The 19,803-nt window shown below is 72.5% G+C and carries 15 protein-coding genes; 8 read left to right on the forward strand and 7 right to left on the reverse strand.

Annotated features, from left to right (window positions below; translation table 11 throughout):
- The first annotated feature begins 136 nt into the window (after positions 1-136).
- Positions 137-2,167 carry an acetate--CoA ligase gene (gene acs / locus WFH32_RS06635; protein WP_191795826.1) on the forward strand — a complete coding sequence of 677 codons (2,031 nt, stop codon included), beginning with the start codon at positions 137-139 and terminating at the stop codon, positions 2,165-2,167.
- Between the two features lie 65 nt (positions 2,168-2,232).
- Here acs and WFH32_RS06640 read toward each other — a convergent pair whose 3' ends face one another.
- Entirely contained in the window at positions 2,233-3,087 is an 855-nt protein-coding gene (locus WFH32_RS06640; RefSeq protein ID WP_191795825.1) for a hypothetical protein, read from the reverse strand.
- Between the two features lie 191 nt (positions 3,088-3,278).
- Between WFH32_RS06640 and WFH32_RS06645 the strand changes: the two genes are divergently transcribed.
- A complete protein-coding gene (locus WFH32_RS06645) occupies positions 3,279-3,959 on the forward strand; it encodes a GNAT family N-acetyltransferase (RefSeq protein ID WP_336706636.1) in 681 nt (226 codons plus the stop codon).
- A gap of 9 nt (positions 3,960-3,968) precedes the next feature.
- Here the strand turns inward: WFH32_RS06645 and recQ are convergent, their stop codons facing one another.
- The 3 genes from recQ to WFH32_RS06660 are packed head-to-tail and all read right to left on the reverse strand — an operon-like array spanning position 3,969 to position 8,477.
- Positions 3,969-5,858 (reverse strand): DNA helicase RecQ, encoded by a 1,890-nt coding sequence (gene recQ, locus WFH32_RS06650; protein ID WP_191795823.1) that lies wholly within the window; start codon positions 5,856-5,858, stop codon positions 3,969-3,971.
- The gene (locus tag WFH32_RS06655; RefSeq protein ID WP_318244048.1) at positions 5,818-7,233 is read right to left on the reverse strand and encodes an MFS transporter; all 1,416 of its coding nucleotides are present in this window, start codon (positions 7,231-7,233) and stop codon (positions 5,818-5,820) included. Before WFH32_RS06655 ends, recQ begins: the two co-directional genes overlap by 41 nt.
- Complete coding sequence (locus WFH32_RS06660) at positions 7,230-8,477, reverse strand: NAD(P)-binding domain-containing protein (protein ID WP_336706638.1); 1,248 nt, start codon at positions 8,475-8,477, stop codon at positions 7,230-7,232. Before WFH32_RS06660 ends, WFH32_RS06655 begins: the two co-directional genes overlap by 4 nt.
- A 164-nt stretch (positions 8,478-8,641) precedes the next feature.
- On the opposite strand from WFH32_RS06660, the gene WFH32_RS06665 reads away from it, so the two are divergent.
- The 4 genes from WFH32_RS06665 (at position 8,642) to WFH32_RS06680 (ending at position 14,301) form a co-directional block, all read left to right on the forward strand.
- Complete coding sequence (locus WFH32_RS06665) at positions 8,642-9,901, forward strand: alpha/beta hydrolase (protein ID WP_336706640.1); 1,260 nt, start codon at positions 8,642-8,644, stop codon at positions 9,899-9,901.
- Between the two features lie 64 nt (positions 9,902-9,965).
- The gene (gene mshD, locus WFH32_RS06670) at positions 9,966-10,952 is read left to right on the forward strand and encodes a mycothiol synthase (protein ID WP_336706641.1); all 987 of its coding nucleotides are present in this window, start codon (positions 9,966-9,968) and stop codon (positions 10,950-10,952) included.
- Positions 10,949-13,282: an RNA degradosome polyphosphate kinase gene (locus WFH32_RS06675; RefSeq protein WP_191795819.1), complete on the forward strand. Its 2,334-nt coding sequence runs from the start codon at positions 10,949-10,951 to the stop codon at positions 13,280-13,282. Before mshD ends, WFH32_RS06675 begins: the two co-directional genes overlap by 4 nt.
- Positions 13,279-14,301: an NUDIX hydrolase gene (locus WFH32_RS06680; protein WP_336706643.1), complete on the forward strand. Its 1,023-nt coding sequence runs from the start codon at positions 13,279-13,281 to the stop codon at positions 14,299-14,301. Before WFH32_RS06675 ends, WFH32_RS06680 begins: the two co-directional genes overlap by 4 nt.
- 140 nt (positions 14,302-14,441) lie before the next feature.
- Here the strand turns inward: WFH32_RS06680 and WFH32_RS06685 are convergent, their stop codons facing one another.
- The 3 genes from WFH32_RS06685 to WFH32_RS06695 form a co-directional block, all read right to left on the reverse strand.
- The gene (locus WFH32_RS06685) at positions 14,442-15,446 is read right to left on the reverse strand and encodes an inorganic phosphate transporter (protein ID WP_138826192.1); all 1,005 of its coding nucleotides are present in this window, start codon (positions 15,444-15,446) and stop codon (positions 14,442-14,444) included.
- Positions 15,447-15,451: 5 nt separating this feature from the next.
- Positions 15,452-16,072, reverse strand: a complete 621-nt coding sequence (locus WFH32_RS06690) for a DUF47 domain-containing protein (protein WP_030151734.1) — start codon at positions 16,070-16,072, stop codon at positions 15,452-15,454.
- A gap of 477 nt (positions 16,073-16,549) precedes the next feature.
- Entirely contained in the window at positions 16,550-17,149 is a 600-nt protein-coding gene (locus WFH32_RS06695; protein ID WP_138827537.1) for a hypothetical protein, read from the reverse strand.
- Positions 17,150-17,352: 203 nt separating this feature from the next.
- Between WFH32_RS06695 and WFH32_RS06700 the strand changes: the two genes are divergently transcribed.
- Together WFH32_RS06700 and WFH32_RS06705 are read left to right on the forward strand one after the other, a co-directional pair.
- Positions 17,353-17,883, forward strand: coding sequence for a MarR family winged helix-turn-helix transcriptional regulator (locus WFH32_RS06700; protein ID WP_336706647.1), 531 nt, complete (start codon positions 17,353-17,355; stop codon positions 17,881-17,883).
- A gap of 122 nt (positions 17,884-18,005) precedes the next feature.
- A complete protein-coding gene (locus WFH32_RS06705; RefSeq protein ID WP_225227934.1) occupies positions 18,006-19,703 on the forward strand; it encodes an MDR family MFS transporter in 1,698 nt (565 codons plus the stop codon).
- Positions 19,704-19,803 lie beyond the last annotated feature (100 nt).

Consider the following 19,803-nt stretch of genomic DNA (forward strand, 5'->3'; position numbering starts at 1 on the left):
CGCCCAGTCGGGGCAGGACAGGCCCCGTCGCTCGACGTGTCTCGCACCCTTCCGCCGCCTCGCGGGCGGAGGGGATCTCACGTCACGAGCCCCGCACCAGAGTCGATGCGCACCGGAGGTAAGAGTGCCTGAGAATGTGACCACCACCGAGAACCAGGTCGACGGGCAGCCCGAGTCGCCGGGTCTGGAGAACCTCCTCCACGAGGAGCGCAGCTTCCCGCCCAGCCCCGAGTTCGCCGCCCAGGCCAACGCCCAGGCCTCGCTGTACGAGGAGGCCGAGGCAGACCGTCTCGCGTTCTGGGCACGCCAGGCCACCGACCTCGTGTCGTGGAGGACCCCGTTCACCGAGACGCTCGACTGGTCGAACGCCCCGGTCGCCCGCTGGTTCGCCGACGGCACCCTCAACGCGGCGTACAACGCGGTGGACCGTCACGTCGAGGCCGGCAACGGCGACCGCGTCGCGATCCACTTCGAGGGCGAGCCGGGCGACACCCGCACCGTCACCTACGCGGACCTGCAGCGCGAGGTCTCGCGCGCGGCCAACGCCCTGGGCGCTCTCGGCGTGACCACGGGCGACCGTGTCGTCATCTACCTGCCCATGATCGTCGAGGCCGTCGTCGCGATGCTGGCCTGCGCCCGCATCGGCGCCCCGCACTCCGTGGTCTTCGGCGGGTTCTCGGCCGACGCGCTGCGCAGCCGCATCGCGGACGCCGAGGCCAAGGTCGTCATCACCGCGGACGGCGGCTACCGCCGTGGTGCCGCGTCGGCCCTCAAGCCCGCAGTCGACGAGGCCCTCGCACCCAAGGAGGGCGCCGAGGCCACGACGGTCCAGCACGTCCTGGTGGTGCGGCGCACCGAGCAGGACGTGGAGTGGACCGAGGGACGCGACGTCTGGTGGCACGACGCCCTCGAGGCGGCCGACGTCCAGCACACGCCCGTGTGGGTCGAGGCCGAACACCCGCTGTTCATCCTCTACACGTCCGGCACCACCGGGAAGCCCAAGGGCATCCTGCACACGACGGGCGGCTACCTGACGCAGGCGTCGTACACGCACAAGAACGTGTTCGACCTCAAGGCCGAGACCGACGTCTACTGGTGCACCGCGGACATCGGCTGGGTCACGGGTCACTCCTACGTGACGTACGGACCGCTGCTCAACGGCGCGACCCAGGTCATCTACGAGGGCACGCCCGACTCCCCGCACCAGGGCCGCTGGTGGGAGATCATCGAGAAGTACAAGGTCTCGATCTTCTACACGGCCCCCACCGCGATCCGCGCCTGCATGAAGTGGGGCGAGGAGATCCCGAACAAGTACGACCTCACGAGCCTGCGCGTCCTGGGCTCCGTCGGAGAGTCCATCAACCCCGAGGCCTGGATGTGGTACCGCCGCGTCATCGGCGGCGACAAGGCCCCGATCGTCGACACGTGGTGGCAGACCGAGACCGGCGCGATCATGATCTCGCCTCTGCCGGGCGTCACGGCGACCAAGCCGGGCTCGGCCCAGGTCCCGCTGCCGGGCATCGTCGCGGACGTCGTCGACGACAACGCGCAGCCCGTCCCGAACGGTGGCGGCGGCTACCTCGTCCTGTCGGAGCCGTGGCCGTCCATGCTGCGCGGCATCTGGGGAGACCTCGAGCGCTTCAAGGACACCTACTGGTCCCGCTTCCAGGGCATCTACTTCGCGGGCGACGGCGCCAAGAAGGACGAGGACGGCGACATCTGGCTCCTCGGCCGTGTCGACGACGTCATGAACGTCTCGGGCCACCGCCTGTCGACCACGGAGATCGAGTCCGCGCTGGTCTCGAACCCGCTCGTCGCCGAGGCCGCGGTCGTGGGCGCCACGGACGAGCTGACCGGGCAGGCCGTCGTCGCGTTCGTCATCCTGCGCGGCGAGCACGCGGCCCGTGCGGCGGACCCGGAGGGGGCCGCCGCGGTCGAGCTCGAGCTGCGCAACCACGTGGCCAAGGAGATCGGGCCCATCGCGAAGCCCCGCAAGATCCTCGTGGTCCCCGAGCTGCCCAAGACGCGGTCCGGCAAGATCATGCGCCGCCTGCTGCGCGACGTCGCCGAGAACCGCGCGGTCGGGGACGCGACGACGCTCGCGGACTCGTCCGTCATGACGCTCATCGCGTCGGGTCTGGCGAAGCCGGCGGGCTCGGAGGACTGAGCCCTGAGGGGCGTCCGACAACCGGGTCCGGTTGCCGGACGCCGCTCGGGTCCGGCCGCCGCTCGTCAGGCCGGCTCGGGCGCTGCGTCCTTGGACGGCCCGACGCCGTCGCTCGCGTCCCCCGCCTCGGCCGCCTCGTTCGCGGGGCTCGTCGCGAGGACCACGCAGCCCGCGAGCGCGACGAGCGCCGCGACGGCGACGGCCGGGTCCCAGCCCGAGCGGATCGTGTCCCCGAGCACCGCGATGCCCACGGCCCCCGGGACGACGACCTCGACGACCGACAGGATCGCGGCGTTCGTCCCGACCTTGCCGTGCTCGAGCGACCGCAGGTAGGCGAGCGCGCCCACGACCCCGAACACGACGATCGCGATCGCGAGCGGCTGGAAGATCGTGTCCCAGATGTCCCCCGAGGCGTGCGCACCGCGCGCCGCGACGGCCGCGCCCGAGTACCCGAGGGCCCCGATCACGGCGAGAAGCACGGGGCTCCCGGCCTTGTAGAACACCAGCGCGAGGACCGCGAGCCCCACGGCCACCCCGATGAGCACGGGTGCGAACCAGTCCGGCGGGACGGGAGCGGGTTGCTCGCCGCCCGCGATCCCGAGCACCACGAGCGCCGCCACGATCGCCGTCATGGCCGCGACGTCGATCCGCCGCATGGGCACCGACAGGAACACCCTGGCGAGCAGGACCGTCACGACGAGCGAGCTCGCGAGCACGGCCTGGACCACGAACAGCGGCAGGTGGTCGAGCGCGACGAGCGAGAACAGCCACGCGACGAGGTCCACCGTGAACGCGAGGATCACCAGCGGTTGCCGCACCACCGCGAGCCCCTGGGCGCGGCGGGCCGCGACGGCCTGCATGACGGTGCTGACGCCGTAGCCGATCGCGGCGGCGACGGCAGCGAGCAGGCTGAGGAACACGGGACCTCCTGAGGGTGCGCGTCTCGGGACGCGGGGAGCCCCCAGTCTTCCCGGCGCGGGCGTGCGTCGCGCGGCGACCCGCCCGCACGGTCGCCCCGCGTCGTCGGGCCCCGTCTGTGCCGACCGGTCGGACACAGGGGCGGCCCCTGCCGTTCACGGGGGCGAAACGCACCGTGGTTACCGTGACGGCCATGCGCATCGAACCCCTCACCTTCCCCGCGCCCGGTGGCGGCGCGCTCGTCTCCCCGCCCTCCCGCGGCGGGTCCGCGGTCCGGCCCGGCCGGCCGGGAGGATCCGGCAGGCCCGGCCAGGACGGCCGACCTACGCCGGGCCGCCCCGGTCCGAGCGCCCCTGCCGGGCTCTCGCTGCTCGACAGCCTCGCCGCCAGGACTGCCGACCTGTCGCACCTCGCGGACGTGCTGATCGACTGCGTCCAGGGCGGTGCGAGCGTCGGCTGGGTCAAGGCGCCGACCAAGGAGGCCGCGACGGCCTGGTGGTCCGCGTTCCTCGCGGACCCGGAGCACCGCACGTGGGTCGGTCGCGACGACTCGGGGAGGATCGTCGCGACCGCCTCGCTCGCCCTGACCTCGAAGGACAACGGCGCGCACCGCGCCGAGGTCGTCAAGCTCCTGGTCCACCGTCAGGCTCGCGGGCACCGCTTCGCGCCGGGGCTCATGGCGACGATCGAACGTTTCGCACGCACCGAGGGGCTGTCGCTGCTGACGCTCGACACCGAGACGGGCAGCCTGGCCGAGTCCCTGTACCGCCGGTGGGGGTGGACCGAGGTCGGCGCCGTCCCCGGGTTCGCCAGGGTCGCGGGCGGCGCGCTCGTGTCGACGACGATCTTCTACAAGCAGCTCGGCGCACGCTGACGGCGCGCGCTACCCCTCGGCGAGGAGCTCGAGGATCGCCGCGCCGTAGCGCTCCCGCTTGGCCGCGCCGATCCCGCTGACGTCGGACAGGTCGTCGATCGAGACGGGGTTGCGCTGCGCGAGCGCCCGCAGGGTCGCGTCGTGGAAGACGACGTAGGCCGGCACCCCGCTCTCCTTCGCGGTCGCACCCCGCCAGGCGCGCAGCTTCTCCATGCGTGCTGCGGCGTCGGGGGTCAGCTCCGCGTCGGCCGCCGCGGCTGCGGGCTTGCGGGTCCGGGACGTCTTGGTCCGCACGTCCCGGCGCAGCCGGACCTCCTGCTTGCCGCCGAGCACCGGGTCGGCGGCCTCGGTCAGGCTCAGGGTCCCGTAGCCCTCGCTGTCGACGCCGAGCAGGCCTTGCGCGAGGATCTGCCGGACGACCGTGCGCCACTCGGTGGCGCTGAGGTCCGCGCCGACACCGAAGACCGGCAGCTGGTCGTGCCCGAGCGAGGTGATCCGGGGCGTCGGCTTCCCGGTGAGGATGTCGACGACGTGCCCGGCGCCGTAGCGCTGCCCCTGACGTTCCAGGCGCAGGACGGTCGAGAGGACCTTCTGCGCGGCGACGGTCCCGTCCCAGGACTCGGGCGGGGCGAGGCACGTGTCGCAGTTCCCGCACGCGGGCCCGTCCTGGCCGAAGTACGCGAGGAGCTGGACCCTGCGGCACGTGATGGTCTCGCACAGGGCGAGCATCGCGTCGAGGTTCGCGCCCATGCGCCGTTTGTGCGCTGCGTCGCCCTCGGACGTGTCGATCATGCGGCGCTGCTGGACGACGTCCTGGAGCCCGTACGCGAGCCACGCGGTCGACGGCAGCCCGTCGCGCCCTGCGCGGCCCGTCTCCTGGTAGTACCCCTCGACCGACTTGGGCAGGTCGAGGTGCGCGACGAACCGCACGTCGGGCTTGTCGATGCCCATGCCGAACGCGATGGTCGCGACCATGACGATGCCGTCCTCGCGCAGGAAGCGCGACTGGTTCGCTGCGCGCAGTGGTGCGGGCATGCCCGCGTGGTAGGCCAGCGCCGGGATCCCGTGCGCGTTCAGGTGCTCGGCGGTGGTCTCGACCGAGGCGCGCGAGAGGCAGTAGACGATGCCCGCGTCCCCGGTGTGCTCGGCCCGGATCAGGTCGACGAGCTGGGTGCGCGGGGAGTCCTTGGGTGCGATGCGGTAGGTGATGTTGGGGCGGTCGAAGCTCGAGACGAAGGTGCGGGCGTCGTGCAGCTCGAGCCGTCGGACGATCTCGTCGGCCGTCTGCCGGGTCGCGGTCGCGGTGAGCGCGATCCTCGGGACGTCCGGCCACGTCTCGGCGAGCACGGTCAGCCGCAGGTAGTCGGGTCGGAAGTCGTGGCCCCAGGCCGAGACACAGTGGGCCTCGTCGATCGCGAACAGGGACACCTTCCCCGCCTGCAGGAGGCGCACGGTCTCGGGCACCCCGAGGCGCTCGGGGGCCAGGTACAGCAGGTCGAGCTCTCCGGCCAGGAAGGCGTCCTCGACCGCGCGGCGCTCGGGCACCGACTGGGTCGAGTTGAGGAACCCGGCCCGTGCCCCGAGGGCGGACAGCGCGTCCACCTGGTCCTGCATGAGGGCGATCAGGGGCGAGATGACCACACCCGTCCCGGGCCGCAGCAGCGCGGGGATCTGGTAGCACAGCGACTTGCCGCCGCCCGTGGGCATGAGGACGAGCGCGTCCTGCCCGCGGAGCACGGTGTCGATGATCTCCGCCTGGTCGCCCCGGAAGTGGTCGTACCCGAAGACGGTCGTCAGGACGTCGAGCGCGGTGCGGGTCTCGGGCAGGGCGGATGCTGTCACGGGGTGGGTGCTTCCTTCACGATCGGGTCGGCCGGCGTCCGGGGGATCGCGGCCCATCCTTCCTCAGGAGCCTGCTCGCGACCAGCACGAGGTATGCCACGAGCAGGGCCGCGGCGCCCCAGGAGAGCGCCGAGTACGACGAGACCGCGATGACGATCCCGGCGAGCACCCCGCCGACGGCTCCGCCGAGGTTCATCGCGAAGTCGGAGAGCCCCTGGACCTGGGTCCGGTCGGTCGCGGGCGTCGCGTCGATGAGCAGCGCGGAACCGGCCACGAGCCCGCACGACCAGCCCACGCCGAGCAGCACGAGCCCGACGGTCAGTCGTGCCGAGTCGTCGCTCGGCGCCCCGGCGACGATCACGGCCGAGGCGAGCAGGATCGCTCCGCCCACCACGAGCACGCGGGAGTGGCCGACCCTGTCCGCGGCCCACCCGATCACGGGGCTGAGCACGTACATGCCCGCGATGTGCGCGCTGATGACGATCCCGATGATCTGTAGGCTCGCGCCGCCGTGCCCCATGTGCACGGGGGTCATGGACATGAGCCCGACCATCACGAGGTGGCTCACGACGATCGCCGCGAGCGCGAGCTGCGCGGTCGCGGACGCGCGGATCACGGCCCACCCGGCGGCGAGCCCGGCGCGGAAGCCGGGGCGCGGCGGCGCCGGGGTGCGGGTGGTGCCGGGGGCATCCACGAGGCCCGACGGCGCCGCGTCCTCGGGTGCGTGGGCGGGGGTCCGGTTCGTCCCCGCCACCGCGCGCGCCGCGGCCACGTGGAGCGGGTCGGGGCGCAGGAGCAGCCAGACGGAGGCTGCGGCCGCGGCGAACGCGAGGGAGGCGACGAGCAGCGGTGCGGCGGACGTGCCGTGCGCACCGTGCTCCCCGGCCGGGCCGGGCAGGAGGCCGAGCTTCTCGGTCGCCCCGGCAAGGTTCGGCCCGAGGACCGACCCGATGGTCGTCGCCCAGATCACGACCGAGAGGTCGGTGGCCCGGCGTTCGGGGCGGGCGAGGTCGGTCGCGGTGAAGCGCGACGCGAGGCCGGTCGCGGAGCCGGCCCCGAAGAGGAGCATCCCGGCGAGCAGCAGGGGCCAGGTCTGGAGGAAGGTCGCGGTCGCCGCGAGGAGCGCGCCCAGGAACGCGACGACGTACCCGGTGGTGAGGGACCGGCGTCGGCCGTGGCGTTCGGCGAGGCGCGAGAGCGGCAGGGCGACGATCGCGGCGCCGACCACGGCCGTGGTCTGGGCGAGTCCCGCGATCGCGTCGGAGCCCGAGAGCTCGGACGCGATGAGCGAGCTCACCGAGATACCGGTCGCGACCCCGATCCCGCCGAAGACCTGGCTCGCGGCGAGGACCGAGACGGTCCGCCGCTGGACGCGGTCGACGGGCGGGTCGACCGTTCGGTCGGCAGGCTCGGGCAGGGGTTCGGGGGTCACCTCGGCAGCCTAGTGGCGGGCGCCGTCACGGAGCTGTCAGAAGGAGCGCGCCCCGGGGCCCTCGCGGGTTCTGCCCCCTCCGCGTCCAGGACCCGCAGCACGGCCCGCACCGCCTCCCTCCCGGCCCGGTTCGCCCCGATCGTCGACGCGCTCGGCCCGTACCCGACGAGCTGGACGCGCGGGTCGGCGACCACGGTCGGCCCGTCCATGACGATCCCACCTCCGGGCCCGCGCAGCCCGAGCGGTCCGAGGTGGTCGAGCGCCGCCCGGAATCCCGTGGCCCACAGGATCACGTCGGCGCCCTGGTGCGTCACGCCGTCGGGACGGGCGCCGGGGTCCCATGCGACGCCGTCGGGCACGACGTGCGAGAACATCGGCAGGCGGTGCAGGACGCCCGAGGCGATGCCCGCCTCGTACGCGGGCGTGAGCGGGAGGCCCGTGACCGACACGACGCTCTCCGGGGCCAGGCCTGCGCGCGTGCGCTCGTCGACGAGGGCCACCGCGTCGCGGCCCCGGTTCTCGTCGAACGGGCCGCCGACCCACACGGGCTCACGGCGCGTGACCCACGTGGTCGAGGCCGCGTGCGGGGCGATCTGGAGCAGGAACTGCGTCGCGGACGCGCCGCCGCCCACGACGACCACGCGCTTGCCCGCGAAGTCCTCGGCGGCACCGAAGTCGTGCGTGTGGAGCTGCGTGCCCGCGAACGTCTCGCGGCCCGGGTACCAGGGCCAGAACGGCTTGGTCCACGTCCCGGTCGCGTTGACGAGCGTCCGCGCACGCCAGGCCACCGGCCCGTCGGGCGTGGTCGCCTCGACGAGGAGCGCACCGGACGGGTCGTCGCGCACCTCGCGCACCGCGACGGGCCGCAGCACCCGCAGGTCGTTGACCTGCTCGTACGCACCGAAGTACCGCCCGACGGCGGTGCTCGCGCTCTCGTGCGGGTCGCCCGCGTCGAGGGCCAGGCCGGGCAGGTCGTGCACCGCGTGCGTCTGGGCCATCGTGAGCGACGGCCAGCGGAACTGCCACGCGCCACCCGGGGCTGGCGCCGCGTCGAGCACCACGAAGGTGCGCAGGGCACCCGAGGACGCTCCGCCGTCGGGCCTGCTCGACGGGAGGCCGTCGCTCCCGAGCGGGACCAAGCCCCGCCGCCGCAGGTGGAACGCGGCCGAGAGCCCGGCCTGTCCGGCGCCCACCACGAGGACGTCGACGTCGAGGGGCTGGGCGGGTCCGGGCGAGGTGCTCACTCCCGTACCAACCCCGCGCGCGCCGGGACCCATCCGGGACCGCCCGTGACGCGCCGCACAGCAGGGCGGGCACGGTGGGGAAACCCCGTGAACGTCCCGTGGACCTTGGCGGCCTCCTGGGTGTCCGCCCGGTGCGACCTGTGCGCGGCGGGCACCCTGGAGGGGTGACCTCGTTCGACGCCCTTGCCGGCGGGCCCCTGCCGGGCGCCTCGCTGCTGTCCGCGACCGTGCCGCTCCCCGAGCCCGAGACCGCCGCGACCCTGCCGCCCGCGGTGCTGCGCGAGCTCGCGGGACGCGGCGACTGGATGTCCTCGTGGTGGACGGTCGTCCTGCTCGCGGCCGCCGCGGTCGGGGTCGCGGTCCTCGTCGCGTGGGACCGGCGACGTCGTGCGGCGGCCCGCCGGGCGGACGACGGCGAGAACGACGGCAGGGGCCGCCGGACCGGGGCCTGGCGCGCCTGGGTCGGGACGATCGCGTCGGGGCTCCTCGTGATCCTGTCCGTCACGGTCGCGGTCAACGCGTACGCGGGCTACGTGCCCAACACCGCGGCCCTGCGCACCACGATGGCCGGGTGGGGGCTCGTCGACCCGCCGCCCAGCCACCGGGACGAGCCGTCGGAGCGCGACGGGTCCTCCGCGGCGGGGTCGGTGACCTCGACGCCCGTCACGGCCCCGGACCTGCGCATGGCCGACGGCACGACCTGGGTCTACACGCCGCCCGGCTTCGACCCTGCGGCGCCCACGCGCTACCCCGTCGTCTACCTCTTCCACGGCAGCCCCGGCCAGCCGAGCGACTGGTTCGCCGCGGCCGACAGTGCGAACGTCATGGACACGCTGCTCGAGGCCCACCTCGTCGAGCCCATGATCCTCGTCGCGGTCGACGTCAACGGGCAGGGCCCCTCGGCGCGCGACACCGAGTGCCTCGACTCGACCACGGGCGGCGCCCAGGTCGAGACGTACGTGACGGACGTCGTGATCCCGTGGGTCGACAAGAGCTTCCCGACCGTGCCCGACCGCGAGCACCGTGCGATCGGCGGGATGTCGTCGGGCGGCTTCTGCGCGCTCAACCTGGGACTGCGCCACCTCGACACGTTCGGCGCGATCATGGCGCTCGAGCCGTACGGCGACCCGGGAGACGGCGGCCGCCGGATGCTCGCGACAAAGGAGGAGTTCGACGCCAACTCCCCCAGCCGCTACCTCCCGACCATGGACTTCCCCGAGCCCGTCGCGGTGTTCCTCGACGGCGGCACCGAGTCGCCGCACAAGGACCGCGAGGCCAACCGCCGGCTCGCCGCGGTGCTCACCGAGCGCGGCCAGACCGTCGAGCTGCGCGAGGAGAAGGGCCAGGGGCACACGTGGGCCATGGTCCACGTGGGCCTGCCGTACGGGCTGATGTTCCTCTCCGAGCACCTGGCGCAGCCCTGAGCCGGGCGCTCGACGACCCGCCGACAGCTCGGTGACCGCGCACCCGACGTGATGGGATGGAGCCATGCGCTCCCCCCTCGAGATCGGCCCGCTCGACCCGGCCACCGCGGACGAGGTCCGTGCCCTGGCCGTGGCCGCCCAGGAGTCCGACGGCGTCGCCCCCCTCTCCGAGCAGCCCCTCCTGCGCCTGGGCGTCGACGACGAGGACCTCACGCACGTCGTCGCGTACGACGACGAGGGAACGGTCACCGGGTACGCCCAGGTCGACCGCGGCGGCGACGTCGCGAGCGCCGAGCTCGTGGTGCACCCGGCCGCGCGCCGCCGTCGGACCGGCCGCATGCTGCTGCGCACCGCGCAGCGCGACGCGACCCTGCCCGCGCGCTCGGGCGAGCCCGGCCAGCACGGCGGCGTCCTGCACGTGTGGGCGCACGGCGACCTCCCCGCGGCGCGGGCGTTCGCGGCCGATGCGGGGCTCGTCGTCGTGCGCGAGCTGTGGAGGATGGGGCTCGACCTGCGGTCCGGGACGTGGGAGCGTCCCGAGGTCCCCGCGGGCCTGCGCCTGCGCACGTTCCGCCCCGGGCCCGACGACGCCGCCTGGCTCCTCGTCAACGCGCGCGCCTTCGCGCACCACCCCGAGCAGGGCCGCCTCGGCCAGGCCGACCTCGACGCACGCGTCGCCGAGGACTGGTTCGACCCCGAGGGCTTCTTCCTCCTCGAGCGCGAGGACGGCTCGCTCGCCGGTTCCTTGTGGACCAAGGTGCCCACCGACCAGACCGGAGACGTACGCGAGGGCGAGATCTACGTCGTCGGCGTCGACCCCGACGCCCAGGGCCAGGGGCTCGGGAAGGTGCTGACCGCCGTCGGGCTCGCGCACCTCGCCGCACGCGGGCTCGACCGCGCGGTCCTCTACGTCGACGGCGACAACGCCGCCGCGACCCGCACCTACCTCGGGGCCGGCTTCGGCAAGGACACGGTCGACGTCCAGTACGGGCCGCCGGCAGTGAACCCCGTCACCCAAAGTTCACCGAGTGATGCCACCATGAAGTCATGACCGACTCCACCGTCCGTCCCGGCGTCCGGACCTCCGCGCGCCCGGACCAGCAGCCGGAGGCCGTGCGCGCGTCCAGCCCGCGAGCCGTCCTCGACCCCGAGCTCGCAGCGCACATCGCCGAGCACATCGCCGAGGAGGAACCGGTCACCGGCACGATCGACGTGGAGGTGCTCGACGCCGAGCCCTTGCCCGCCGACCGCTTCGCCGACCGCGAGCTGAGCTGGCTCTCGTTCAACCAGCGCGTGCTCGAGCTCGCCGAGGACGAGACGCAGCCCCTGCTGGAGCGCGTGCGCTACCTCGCGATCTTCGCGTCGAACCTCGACGAGTTCTTCATGGTCCGCGTCGCAGGACTCAAGCGACGCATCGCGACGGGCCTCGCGGTCACGGCCGCGTCCGGGCTGACGCCGCGCCAGGTCCTCGACGCGATCAGCGAGCGCGCGCACGAGCTCATGGCCCGCCACGCCGCGGTGTTCTCCGACCAGGTGCAGCCCGCGCTCGCGACCGAGGGCATCTCCCTGCTGCGCTGGGAAGAGCTCGACACGCGCGAGCAGGAGCGCCTGCACAAGTTCTTCCGCAAGCAGATCTTCCCCGTCCTCACGCCGCTCGCGGTGGACCCGGCGCACCCCTTCCCGTACATCTCGGGGCTCTCGCTCAACCTCGCGGTCGTCGTGGTCAACCCGACGACGGGCAAGGAGCACTTCGCGCGCGTCAAGGTGCCGCCGCTGCTGCCGCGCTTCATCGCGGTCGACTCGCGCGGGCGCCCGTCCGCACCCAGCTCGCAGGCCGCCGACCCGGACAAGGGCCCGACGTCGTTCGTGCCGCTCGAGGACGTCATCTCGCAGCACCTCGACCACCTGTTCCCCGGCATGGAGGTGCGCGAGCACCACACGTTCCGCGTAACGCGCAACGAGGACGTCGAGGTCGAGGAGGACGACGCCGAGAACCTGCTCCAGGCCATGGAGAAGGAGCTCCTGCGCCGCCGGTTCGGCCCGCCCGTGCGCCTCGAGATCGCCGACGGGATCAGTCCTCGCATCCGCCAGCTCCTCGTGCGAGAGCTCGACGTGGCCGACGACGAGGTCTTCAAGCTGACCGCGCCGCTCGACCTCACGGGGCTCAACCTCATCGCGGACCTCGACCGCGCGGACCTGCACTACCCGCGCTTCGTGCCGACGACCCACCGCTTCCTCGCGGAGGTCGAGAGCGCGAGCCCGACCGACGTGTTCGCCGCGATCCGCGACCGCGACATCCTGCTGCACCACCCGTACGACTCGTTCTCGACCTCGGTCCAGACGTTCCTGCAGCAGGCCGCGGCCGACCCGAACGTGCTCGCGATCAAGCAGACGCTGTACCGGACGTCGGGTGACTCCCCCATCGTGGACGCACTGATCGACGCGGCCGAGGCCGGGAAGCAGGTCCTCGCGCTCGTCGAGATCAAGGCCCGCTTCGACGAGCAGGCCAACATCTCCTGGGCCCGCAAGCTCGAGCAGGCGGGCGTGCACGTGGTGTACGGGATCGTGGGGCTCAAGACCCACTGCAAGCTCTCGCTCGTGGTCCGCCAGGAGCCCGAGGGCCTCGTGCGCTACTGCCACGTCGGCACGGGCAACTACAACCCCAAGACCGCACGCCTGTACACGGACCTCGGGCTGCTCACCGCGGACCCCGAGGTCGGCCAGGACCTCACGCGGCTGTTCAACCAGCTGTCCGGCTACGCACCCCAGTCCCGGTTCCACCGGCTCCTCGTCGCGCCCCGCTCGGTGCGCTCGGGGCTCGTCGAGCGGATCGAGCGCGAGGCCGTCGCCGCCCGCGAGGGGCGCGAGGCGTGGGTCAAGTTCAAGGTCAACTCGGTCGTCGACGAGACCATCATCGACGCCCTGTACCGGGCCTCGCAGGCCGGTGTGAAGGTCGACCTCGTGGTCCGCGGGATCTGCGCGATCCGCCCGGGGGTGCCGGGGCTCAGCGAGAACATCCGGGTGCGGTCCATCCTGGGCCGGTTCCTGGAGCACTCGCGCATCTTCGCGTTCGCCAACTCGGGCGGCCCGGCGATCGCCGACGGCCCCGAGTCCGGGCCCGAGGTCTTCATCGGGTCGGCCGACCTCATGCACCGTAACCTCGACCGCCGCGTCGAGACCCTGGTGCGGCTCGTGGACCCCCAGCAGGTCTCGGACCTGATCGACCTCATCGACGTCTCGATGGACGACGGCACGGCCTCGTGGCACCTGCAGAGCGACGGGTCGTGGGAACGGCACGCGACCGGCCCCGACGGTCCGCTCATGGACATCCAGTCGACCCTCATCACCCGACAACGCCGGCGGCTGGGCATGGGTCGATGAGCTCGTCCTCGTTCGCCCCACTCGTGGACACGCTCGGCCCCACGCACGTCCCCCACGCCCCCGTGATCGAGTCCGCGGGCGGGCTCGTGTGGCGGGTGCGTGACGGTGAGCTCCAGGTCAAGCTGGTGCACCGGCCGCGCTACGACGACTGGTCCTGGCCCAAGGGCAAGCTCGACCCGGGCGAGGCCTTCCAGACGGCCGCCGTGCGCGAGGTCGCCGAGGAGACGGGCAGGCCCGTTGTCCTCGGCGTACCGCTGCCGGGGCTCCAGTACCTCACGCCCGAGGGCCGTGTGAAGCGCGTGCACTACTGGGCTGCACGGCAGGCCAAGCGGGTCCGCGACGCGGGACCGCTCGCCGCGCGGGCGCCCGTGCCCCCGGTGTCGGTCGACGAGATCGACGACGCGGTGTGGCTCGGCGTCGAGGACGCGGCTCGGCGCGTGACCCGCAAGGCGGACCGCGGGCCGCTCACGGCGCTGGCCGAGGAGTTCACCCAGGACCGCCTCGCGACCCGCGTGGTCGTGATCGCCCGCCACGGCAAGGCGGTGATCCGCGCGGCGTGGCACGGCGCCGAGGAGGACCGGCCCCTCACGCCCGCGGGTCACGCACAGTCGGTCGCGCTCGTGCCCGTGCTCGCGGCGTACGGCGTCAATGCCGTGGTCACGAGCCGGTGGAACCGCTGCGAGCAGACCATCTCGCCGTACGCCGAGGCCGCGCGGCTGGACCGGATCTCGATCGACCACCTGTCCGAGGCGCAGCACGAGCGGTCGCCCTCGCGCGTCGCCCGCACGGTGCGCGAGCTCCTCGAGTCCGAGCGGTCGACCGTGCTGTGCACGCACCGCCCCGTCCTGCCCACGGTGCTCGACGTCCTGGGCCAGCACTCGCGACGCCCCGTCGCGAACGCCCTGCCGAGCAAGGACCCGTTCCTGGAGCCGGGCGAGATGCTCGTGGCGCACGTCGCGGACACGTCCCGGGGGCCGAGGGTGCTCGCTGCGGAGAAGGTCGCACCGCCGCTGCACTGAGGCGGTGCTGTCAGGACGAGCGTGACCCTGGGTGCACACGGACTCTGGCACCCCTGTGGTCGGCACCAGGTCGTGAGAACAGGACGAGCGTGGCCTCCGGGCCACGCTCGTCCTGACAAGAACTTGAGAGGGGACCGTCCTCAGAGCAGGATCGGCGACAGGATCCAGTACATGATCGCGGCCACGAGCGCGGCGGCGGGGATCGTCAGGACCCACGCGATGCCGATGTTCTTCGCGACGCCCCAGCGCACGGCCGACAGGCGCTTGGTCGCGCCGACGCCCATGATCGCGGACGTGATGGTGTGCGTCGTGGAGACCGGCGCGTGCAGCGCGAACGCGTTGACGTAGAGCACGATCGCGGAGACGGACTCGGCGACGAAGCCGCGCGCCGGGTCGAGCTCGATGATCTTGCGTCCGAGGGTCCGCATGATGCGCCAGCCGCCCGAGTAGGTCCCGGCGGAGATCGCGGCGGCCGCGGCGAGCTTGACCCACAGGGGGATGCCCTCGTCGGGGCTTGCCCAGCCGACCGTGAGGAGCGCCATGAAGATGACACCCATGGTCTTCTGCGCGTCCTGCAGGCCGTGGCCCAGGGCCATGGCCGCTGCGGACACGGTCTGCGCGAGGCGGAAACGGCGCGTGGTCTTGGAGGGGGCCGCGCGGCGGAACGCCCACAGCAGGCCCACCATGACGATGAACGCCAGGCCGAAGCCGACGAGCGGGGAGAAGATCATCGGCAGGACGACCTTGTCGACGATCGAGGCGCCGTAGATCGCGAGCCCGCCGGCGAGCCCGGCACCCACGAGGCCACCGATCAGCGCGTGCGTCGAGGACGACGGGAGCCCGAACCACCACGTGATGAGGTTCCACACGATCGCGCCGACCAGGGCGCACAGCACCACGACGAGTGCCGTGTGCGGTGGTACGTCCTCGAGGTCGACGATCGAGGTCGCGATGGTCTCGGCGACCTCGGTCCCGAGGAGCGCGCCGGCGAAGTTCATGACCGCTGCCATGATGAGCGCGGCACGCGGCGTGAGGGCCCTCGTCGAGACGGATGTGGCGATCGCGTTGGCCGCGTCGTGGAATCCGTTCGTGTAGTCGAAGCTCAGCGCGAGCGCGACGACGAGGACGACCAGAGCGAATTCCACGGGGCTCAGGACTCCTTGAGCGCGATGGTCTCGACCATGTTCGCGACCTTCTCGAACGCGTCGGCGGCCTGCTCGAGGATCTCGATGACCTCCTTGAGCTTGATGAGGAGGATCGGGTCGGAGACGTTGTCGAAGAGCTCGGCGAGGAGCTTGCGGTGGATCTTGTCGGCCTGGTTCTCGAGGCGGTTGACCTCGACCCAGTACTCGGCGAGGTCGTTGAGCGAGCGCAGGCGCGGCATGGCCTCGGCCGTCAGCTCGGCGGCGCGCTGCAGGACCTGGACCTGCTCGCCGACGCGGGCGGGCAGCTCCTCGATCTTGTACAGGACGATGAGGTCCGCGGCCTCTTCCATGTAGTCCATGCAGTCGTCGAGCGCGGAGGCCAGCCCGTAGATGTCGTCGCGGTCGAACGGCGTGACGAAGGTCTGGTTGAGGCGTCGCATGATCGTGTGCGTCGCGTCGTCGGCCAGGTGCTCGGTCTCCGCGAGCTTCTTGGCGAGCTCCTTGCGGGTCGGGCGGTCTGCGCCGAGCAGCTCGGCCAGGAGGTTCGCCCCGGTGACCAGGTGCTGAGCGGAGTCGGCGAGGAGGTCGAAGAACGAGGTATCGCGCGGGGTGAGGCGCAAGCGCACGGGAGGCTCCGAAAGGGCTGGACGCTGGTGGGTTTTCACAGGCAGATGACGACCGCACGGAGCGATCGTCACCCGGATGTCACAGGTGTTCTGTTGGAAGGTGACGCTGTGGTGAGTGGCGCCAGAGGGCGCGTTAACGCATCTCTAACGCTCGTCAAATGTAGCCGAACTGTCGCCTGAACGTTCAATCGCTCTCGGCGACCGGCGGGAGCGTCCGAGGGGCCCTGGGTGGGCACGCCGGACGGCGCTCACGTCGTGGTGGGGGCGACGCCGGGCCGGGAGCGCCTGTCGGCGCGAAGGCCGCTCGAAGCGGCTGATGTTGGAGCCCGGGGCTACCGCGACCCGACGTCGTGAACCATCGTACGCCCGCGTCCCGGAGGCTTCGAACCCGCAGGTCAGAGGGCACGTCGAGCCATCGGGAGAGCCCTCGCGGTGCTTCAGCGCACAGGGAACGCGCACCGGCCCGACGGCGCCGCGTCAGTCGAGCTTGTCGGCCCGCCACAGCGCGGCGGAGTGCTCGAGCTCCTCGGCCGTGCGCAGCAGCGACGAGGCGCCGCGCGTCATGCGCAGCGCGGAGTCGGGGTCGCCGGCCTCGCGCGCGTCGGCGTCGAACGCGGCGCCCGTGGCGAGGATGCGGCAGAACGCGGCGGCTCGTTCGAGGGCCACGGCGAGGTCGCCGGCGAAGACGCCTGAGAGCACGGCGTCGGCGAGCTCGCGCACGTCCTCGGGACCGGGCGGGCTGACGACGCCGGCGACGACCTCCTGGACGGGGGCAGCGTCGACGCCGAGGCGGTACCGCAGCGCCACGGTCTGCGGGTCGCGGCGCACCCACTCGCGCAGGACGTACAGGCGCCAGAGCGCGCCGGGCAGGGTCGCGGGGGCCGAGTCGGCCCAGAGGCCGGACACGACGTCGAGGCCTTCGGTCTCGACGAGGCGGATGAGGCGGTCGACGACCTCGGGGTCCTCGGCGGCGCGGGCGCCGTGCACGATCGCGGCGGCGGTCGTGTGGGCGATCTGGTCGCGCAGCGCGGGGTCGAGGTCGCCGGGGAGCTCGTCGGCCTCGCGCGGGTCGAGCATCGCGGGGCGGCGCGGGCGGTGACTGGGGGCCGGTTGTTCGCTCACCTCTCGATCGTACGCAGGGAGCCGGACGCCGGGACGCCCGTGAGGCGCTCGCCCACCACGACCGGTACAGATGTCCCAAGAACGTGCTCGCTGCAACTATTGCCCTCAGCAACCATCTGGGTTTATGGTTGCTTGCAGCAACTAAGGAGATCTCTCGCGTGCCCCTCTCCCCCAGCCCGTCCCTCGACGCCCCCGTCACCCCGTCCGCCGTCCCCACGGCATCCCCCTCGGAGTCCACGAGCACCCCCCACGAGCAGGTCCTCGACCTCCCCGTCAAGGAGCTCACCGTCGCCCTCGAGGAGCTCAACCGCGCCCAGCGCGAGGTCTCGGCCCGCCTGGCGCGCGAGCTCGACTTCCCCCGGGCGTCGCTCGGCGCGCTGCGCCTCCTGCAGCGCTGCGGCCCCCTCCAGGTCACCGAGCTCGCGCACCACCTCAAGGTCGACCTGTCGGTCGCGAGCCGACAGGTCACGCACCTCGTCGACGCGGGACTGGTCGAGCGGACGGCGTGCGACGACGACCGGCGCGCCCGCAGCGTGACCCTCACGCCCGAGGGCCGGGAGAAGGTCGACGAGACCTTCCGCCTCCTCATGAGCCGCACGGCCGAGACGTTCGCGGGCTGGACCGCCGAGGACCTGCGCGCATCGATCGACCAGCTCGGGCGTCTCACCGAGGCGCTCTCGCGCGCCTGACCGCAGCGCTCCCGCGCCCCCGCACCACACCCAGGGCGACCCGGCCACCCTGCCCGGCCTCGCCGTCGGGCACTGCCACGACCTTTCGACGACAAAGCACGACCTATGAATGTGAGTCCCGTATGAGCGCTACCACCACCATGACCCGCAGAGAGGTGCTGGAGTCACTGTCCGGCATCCTCCTCGGGATGTTCGTCTCGATCCTCGCGACCTCCGTGGTCTCGAGCTCGCTGCCCAAGATCATCAACGACCTGAACGGGTCGCAGTCGTCGTTCACCTGGGTCGTCACCGCGACCCTGCTGACGACCACCATCTCGACGCCCATCTGGGGCAAGCTCGCCGACCTGACGAACCGCAAGGTCCTCATCCAGCTCGCGCTGGTCGTCTCGGTCGTGGCGTCGGCCCTCGCCGGCCTGTCGCAGAACGTCGGCACCCTCATCGCGTTCCGTGCCCTCCAGGGCATCGGCGCCGGTGGGCTCATGGCGCTCGCCATGGTCCTCATCTCCGACATCATCTCCCCGCGAGAGCGCGGCAAGTACATGGGCCTCATGGGCGCGATCATGGCCGTGAGCCAGATCGGTGGCCCCCTCCTCGGCGGCGTCCTGACCGACACCGTGAGCTGGCGGCTCAACTTCTTCGTGGGCCTGCCGTTCGCGATCGCCGCGATCGTCGTGCTCCAGCGGACGCTGCACCTGCCGCCCATCCCCCGCCGCGTCGTGAAGATCGACTACTGGGGTGCGCTGCTCATCAGCGTCGGCGTCTCGACCCTGCTGCTGTGGGTCACGTTCGCGGGCAACAACTTCGAGTGGGTCTCGTGGCAGAGCGCCGTCATGGTGATCGGGTCGCTGCTCGCCCTGGTCGCGGCGGTTCTCGTCGAGAAGAGCGCGGTCGAGCCCATCATCCCGCTGCACCTGTTCAAGAACCGCACGTTCGTCCTCGCGGTCCTCGCGAGCGTCGCGGTCGGCGTCGCGATGTTCGGCACCGCGGTCTTCCTCAGCCAGTACATGCAGGTCGCGCGCGGCAAGACGGCGACCGAGTCGGGTCTGCTGACCATCCCGATGATCGTCGGGACGTTCGTCGCGTCGACCCTGATCGGGCAGCTCATCACGCGCACCGGTCGCTACAAGGCCTTCATGGTCACGGGCGGCGTGCTGCTCGTCGGGTCGCTGTTCGCCCTCTCGACGATCGACTACCACACGAGCTTCGTCCTCATCAGCGTCTACCTGTTCTTCCTCGGCGCGAGCATGGGCATGCTCATGCAGAACCTCGTGCTCGCGGTCCAGAACACCCTCGACGTGTCCGAGATGGGCGCCGGCACCTCGACCGTCGCGTTCTTCCGCACGCTCGGCGGCGCGATCGGCGTCTCCGTCCTGGGCGCGGTCCTCGCGAGCAAGGTCACGAGCTCCATCCAGGAGGGCCTGGCCAAGATGGGCGTGCCGAGCGACGGGACCGGCGGCACCGTGCCGGACGTCTCGACCCTCCCCGCCCCGATGCGCGACCTCGTCGAGCGCTCGTACGGCGAGGGCATCGCGGAGATCTTCCTCGTGGCAGTGCCCCTCGCGGTCATCGGCCTGATCTGCGTGCTGTTCCTCAAGGAGGTGCCGCTCGGCACCAAGTCCGGCCTCGACGAGCGCCTCGAGCGCGAGCTCGCCGCCGGTCTGCCCGACCTGACCGACGAGATTGAGCAGGAGCACGAGGGCGACTTCGCGGCCGCCGAGGGCTCGGTCCTCGCGGGGGCGGGCGCACCGGGCGCCTCGTCGTCGCAGGGCACCGAGCGGGCCGCCGACGGCCCCGCTCGCGGGGGCAGCACCTCGCGCTGACCTCCTCTCGCAGGACCTCACCCGGGGCCGTCGTGGATGCATGTTCCACGGCGGCCCCGCCGCACGCCATGATGGGGCGTGTGATCCCGCCCTCGCCGAC

Source organism: Oerskovia sp. USHLN155, assembly GCF_037145535.1.
GTDB lineage: Bacteria > Actinomycetota > Actinomycetes > Actinomycetales > Cellulomonadaceae > Oerskovia > Oerskovia rustica.

Excerpts from the sequence above, each read along its gene's own strand:
- WFH32_RS06645 (WP_336706636.1), top strand. The coding sequence starts at position 3,279 with ATGCGCATCGAACCCCTCACCTTCCCCGCGCCCGGTGGCGGCGCGCTC.
- recQ (WP_191795823.1), bottom strand. The coding sequence starts at position 5,858 with ATGGGCCGCGATCCCCCGGACGCCGGCCGACCCGATCGTGAAGGAAGC.
- mshD (WP_336706641.1), top strand. The coding sequence starts at position 9,966 with ATGCGCTCCCCCCTCGAGATCGGCCCGCTCGACCCGGCCACCGCGGAC.
- WFH32_RS06675 (WP_191795819.1), top strand. The coding sequence starts at position 10,949 with ATGACCGACTCCACCGTCCGTCCCGGCGTCCGGACCTCCGCGCGCCCG.
- WFH32_RS06680 (WP_336706643.1), top strand. The coding sequence starts at position 13,279 with ATGAGCTCGTCCTCGTTCGCCCCACTCGTGGACACGCTCGGCCCCACG.
- WFH32_RS06695 (WP_138827537.1), bottom strand. The coding sequence starts at position 17,149 with ATGCTCGACCCGCGCGAGGCCGACGAGCTCCCCGGCGACCTCGACCCC.
- WFH32_RS06705 (WP_225227934.1), top strand. The coding sequence starts at position 18,006 with ATGAGCGCTACCACCACCATGACCCGCAGAGAGGTGCTGGAGTCACTG.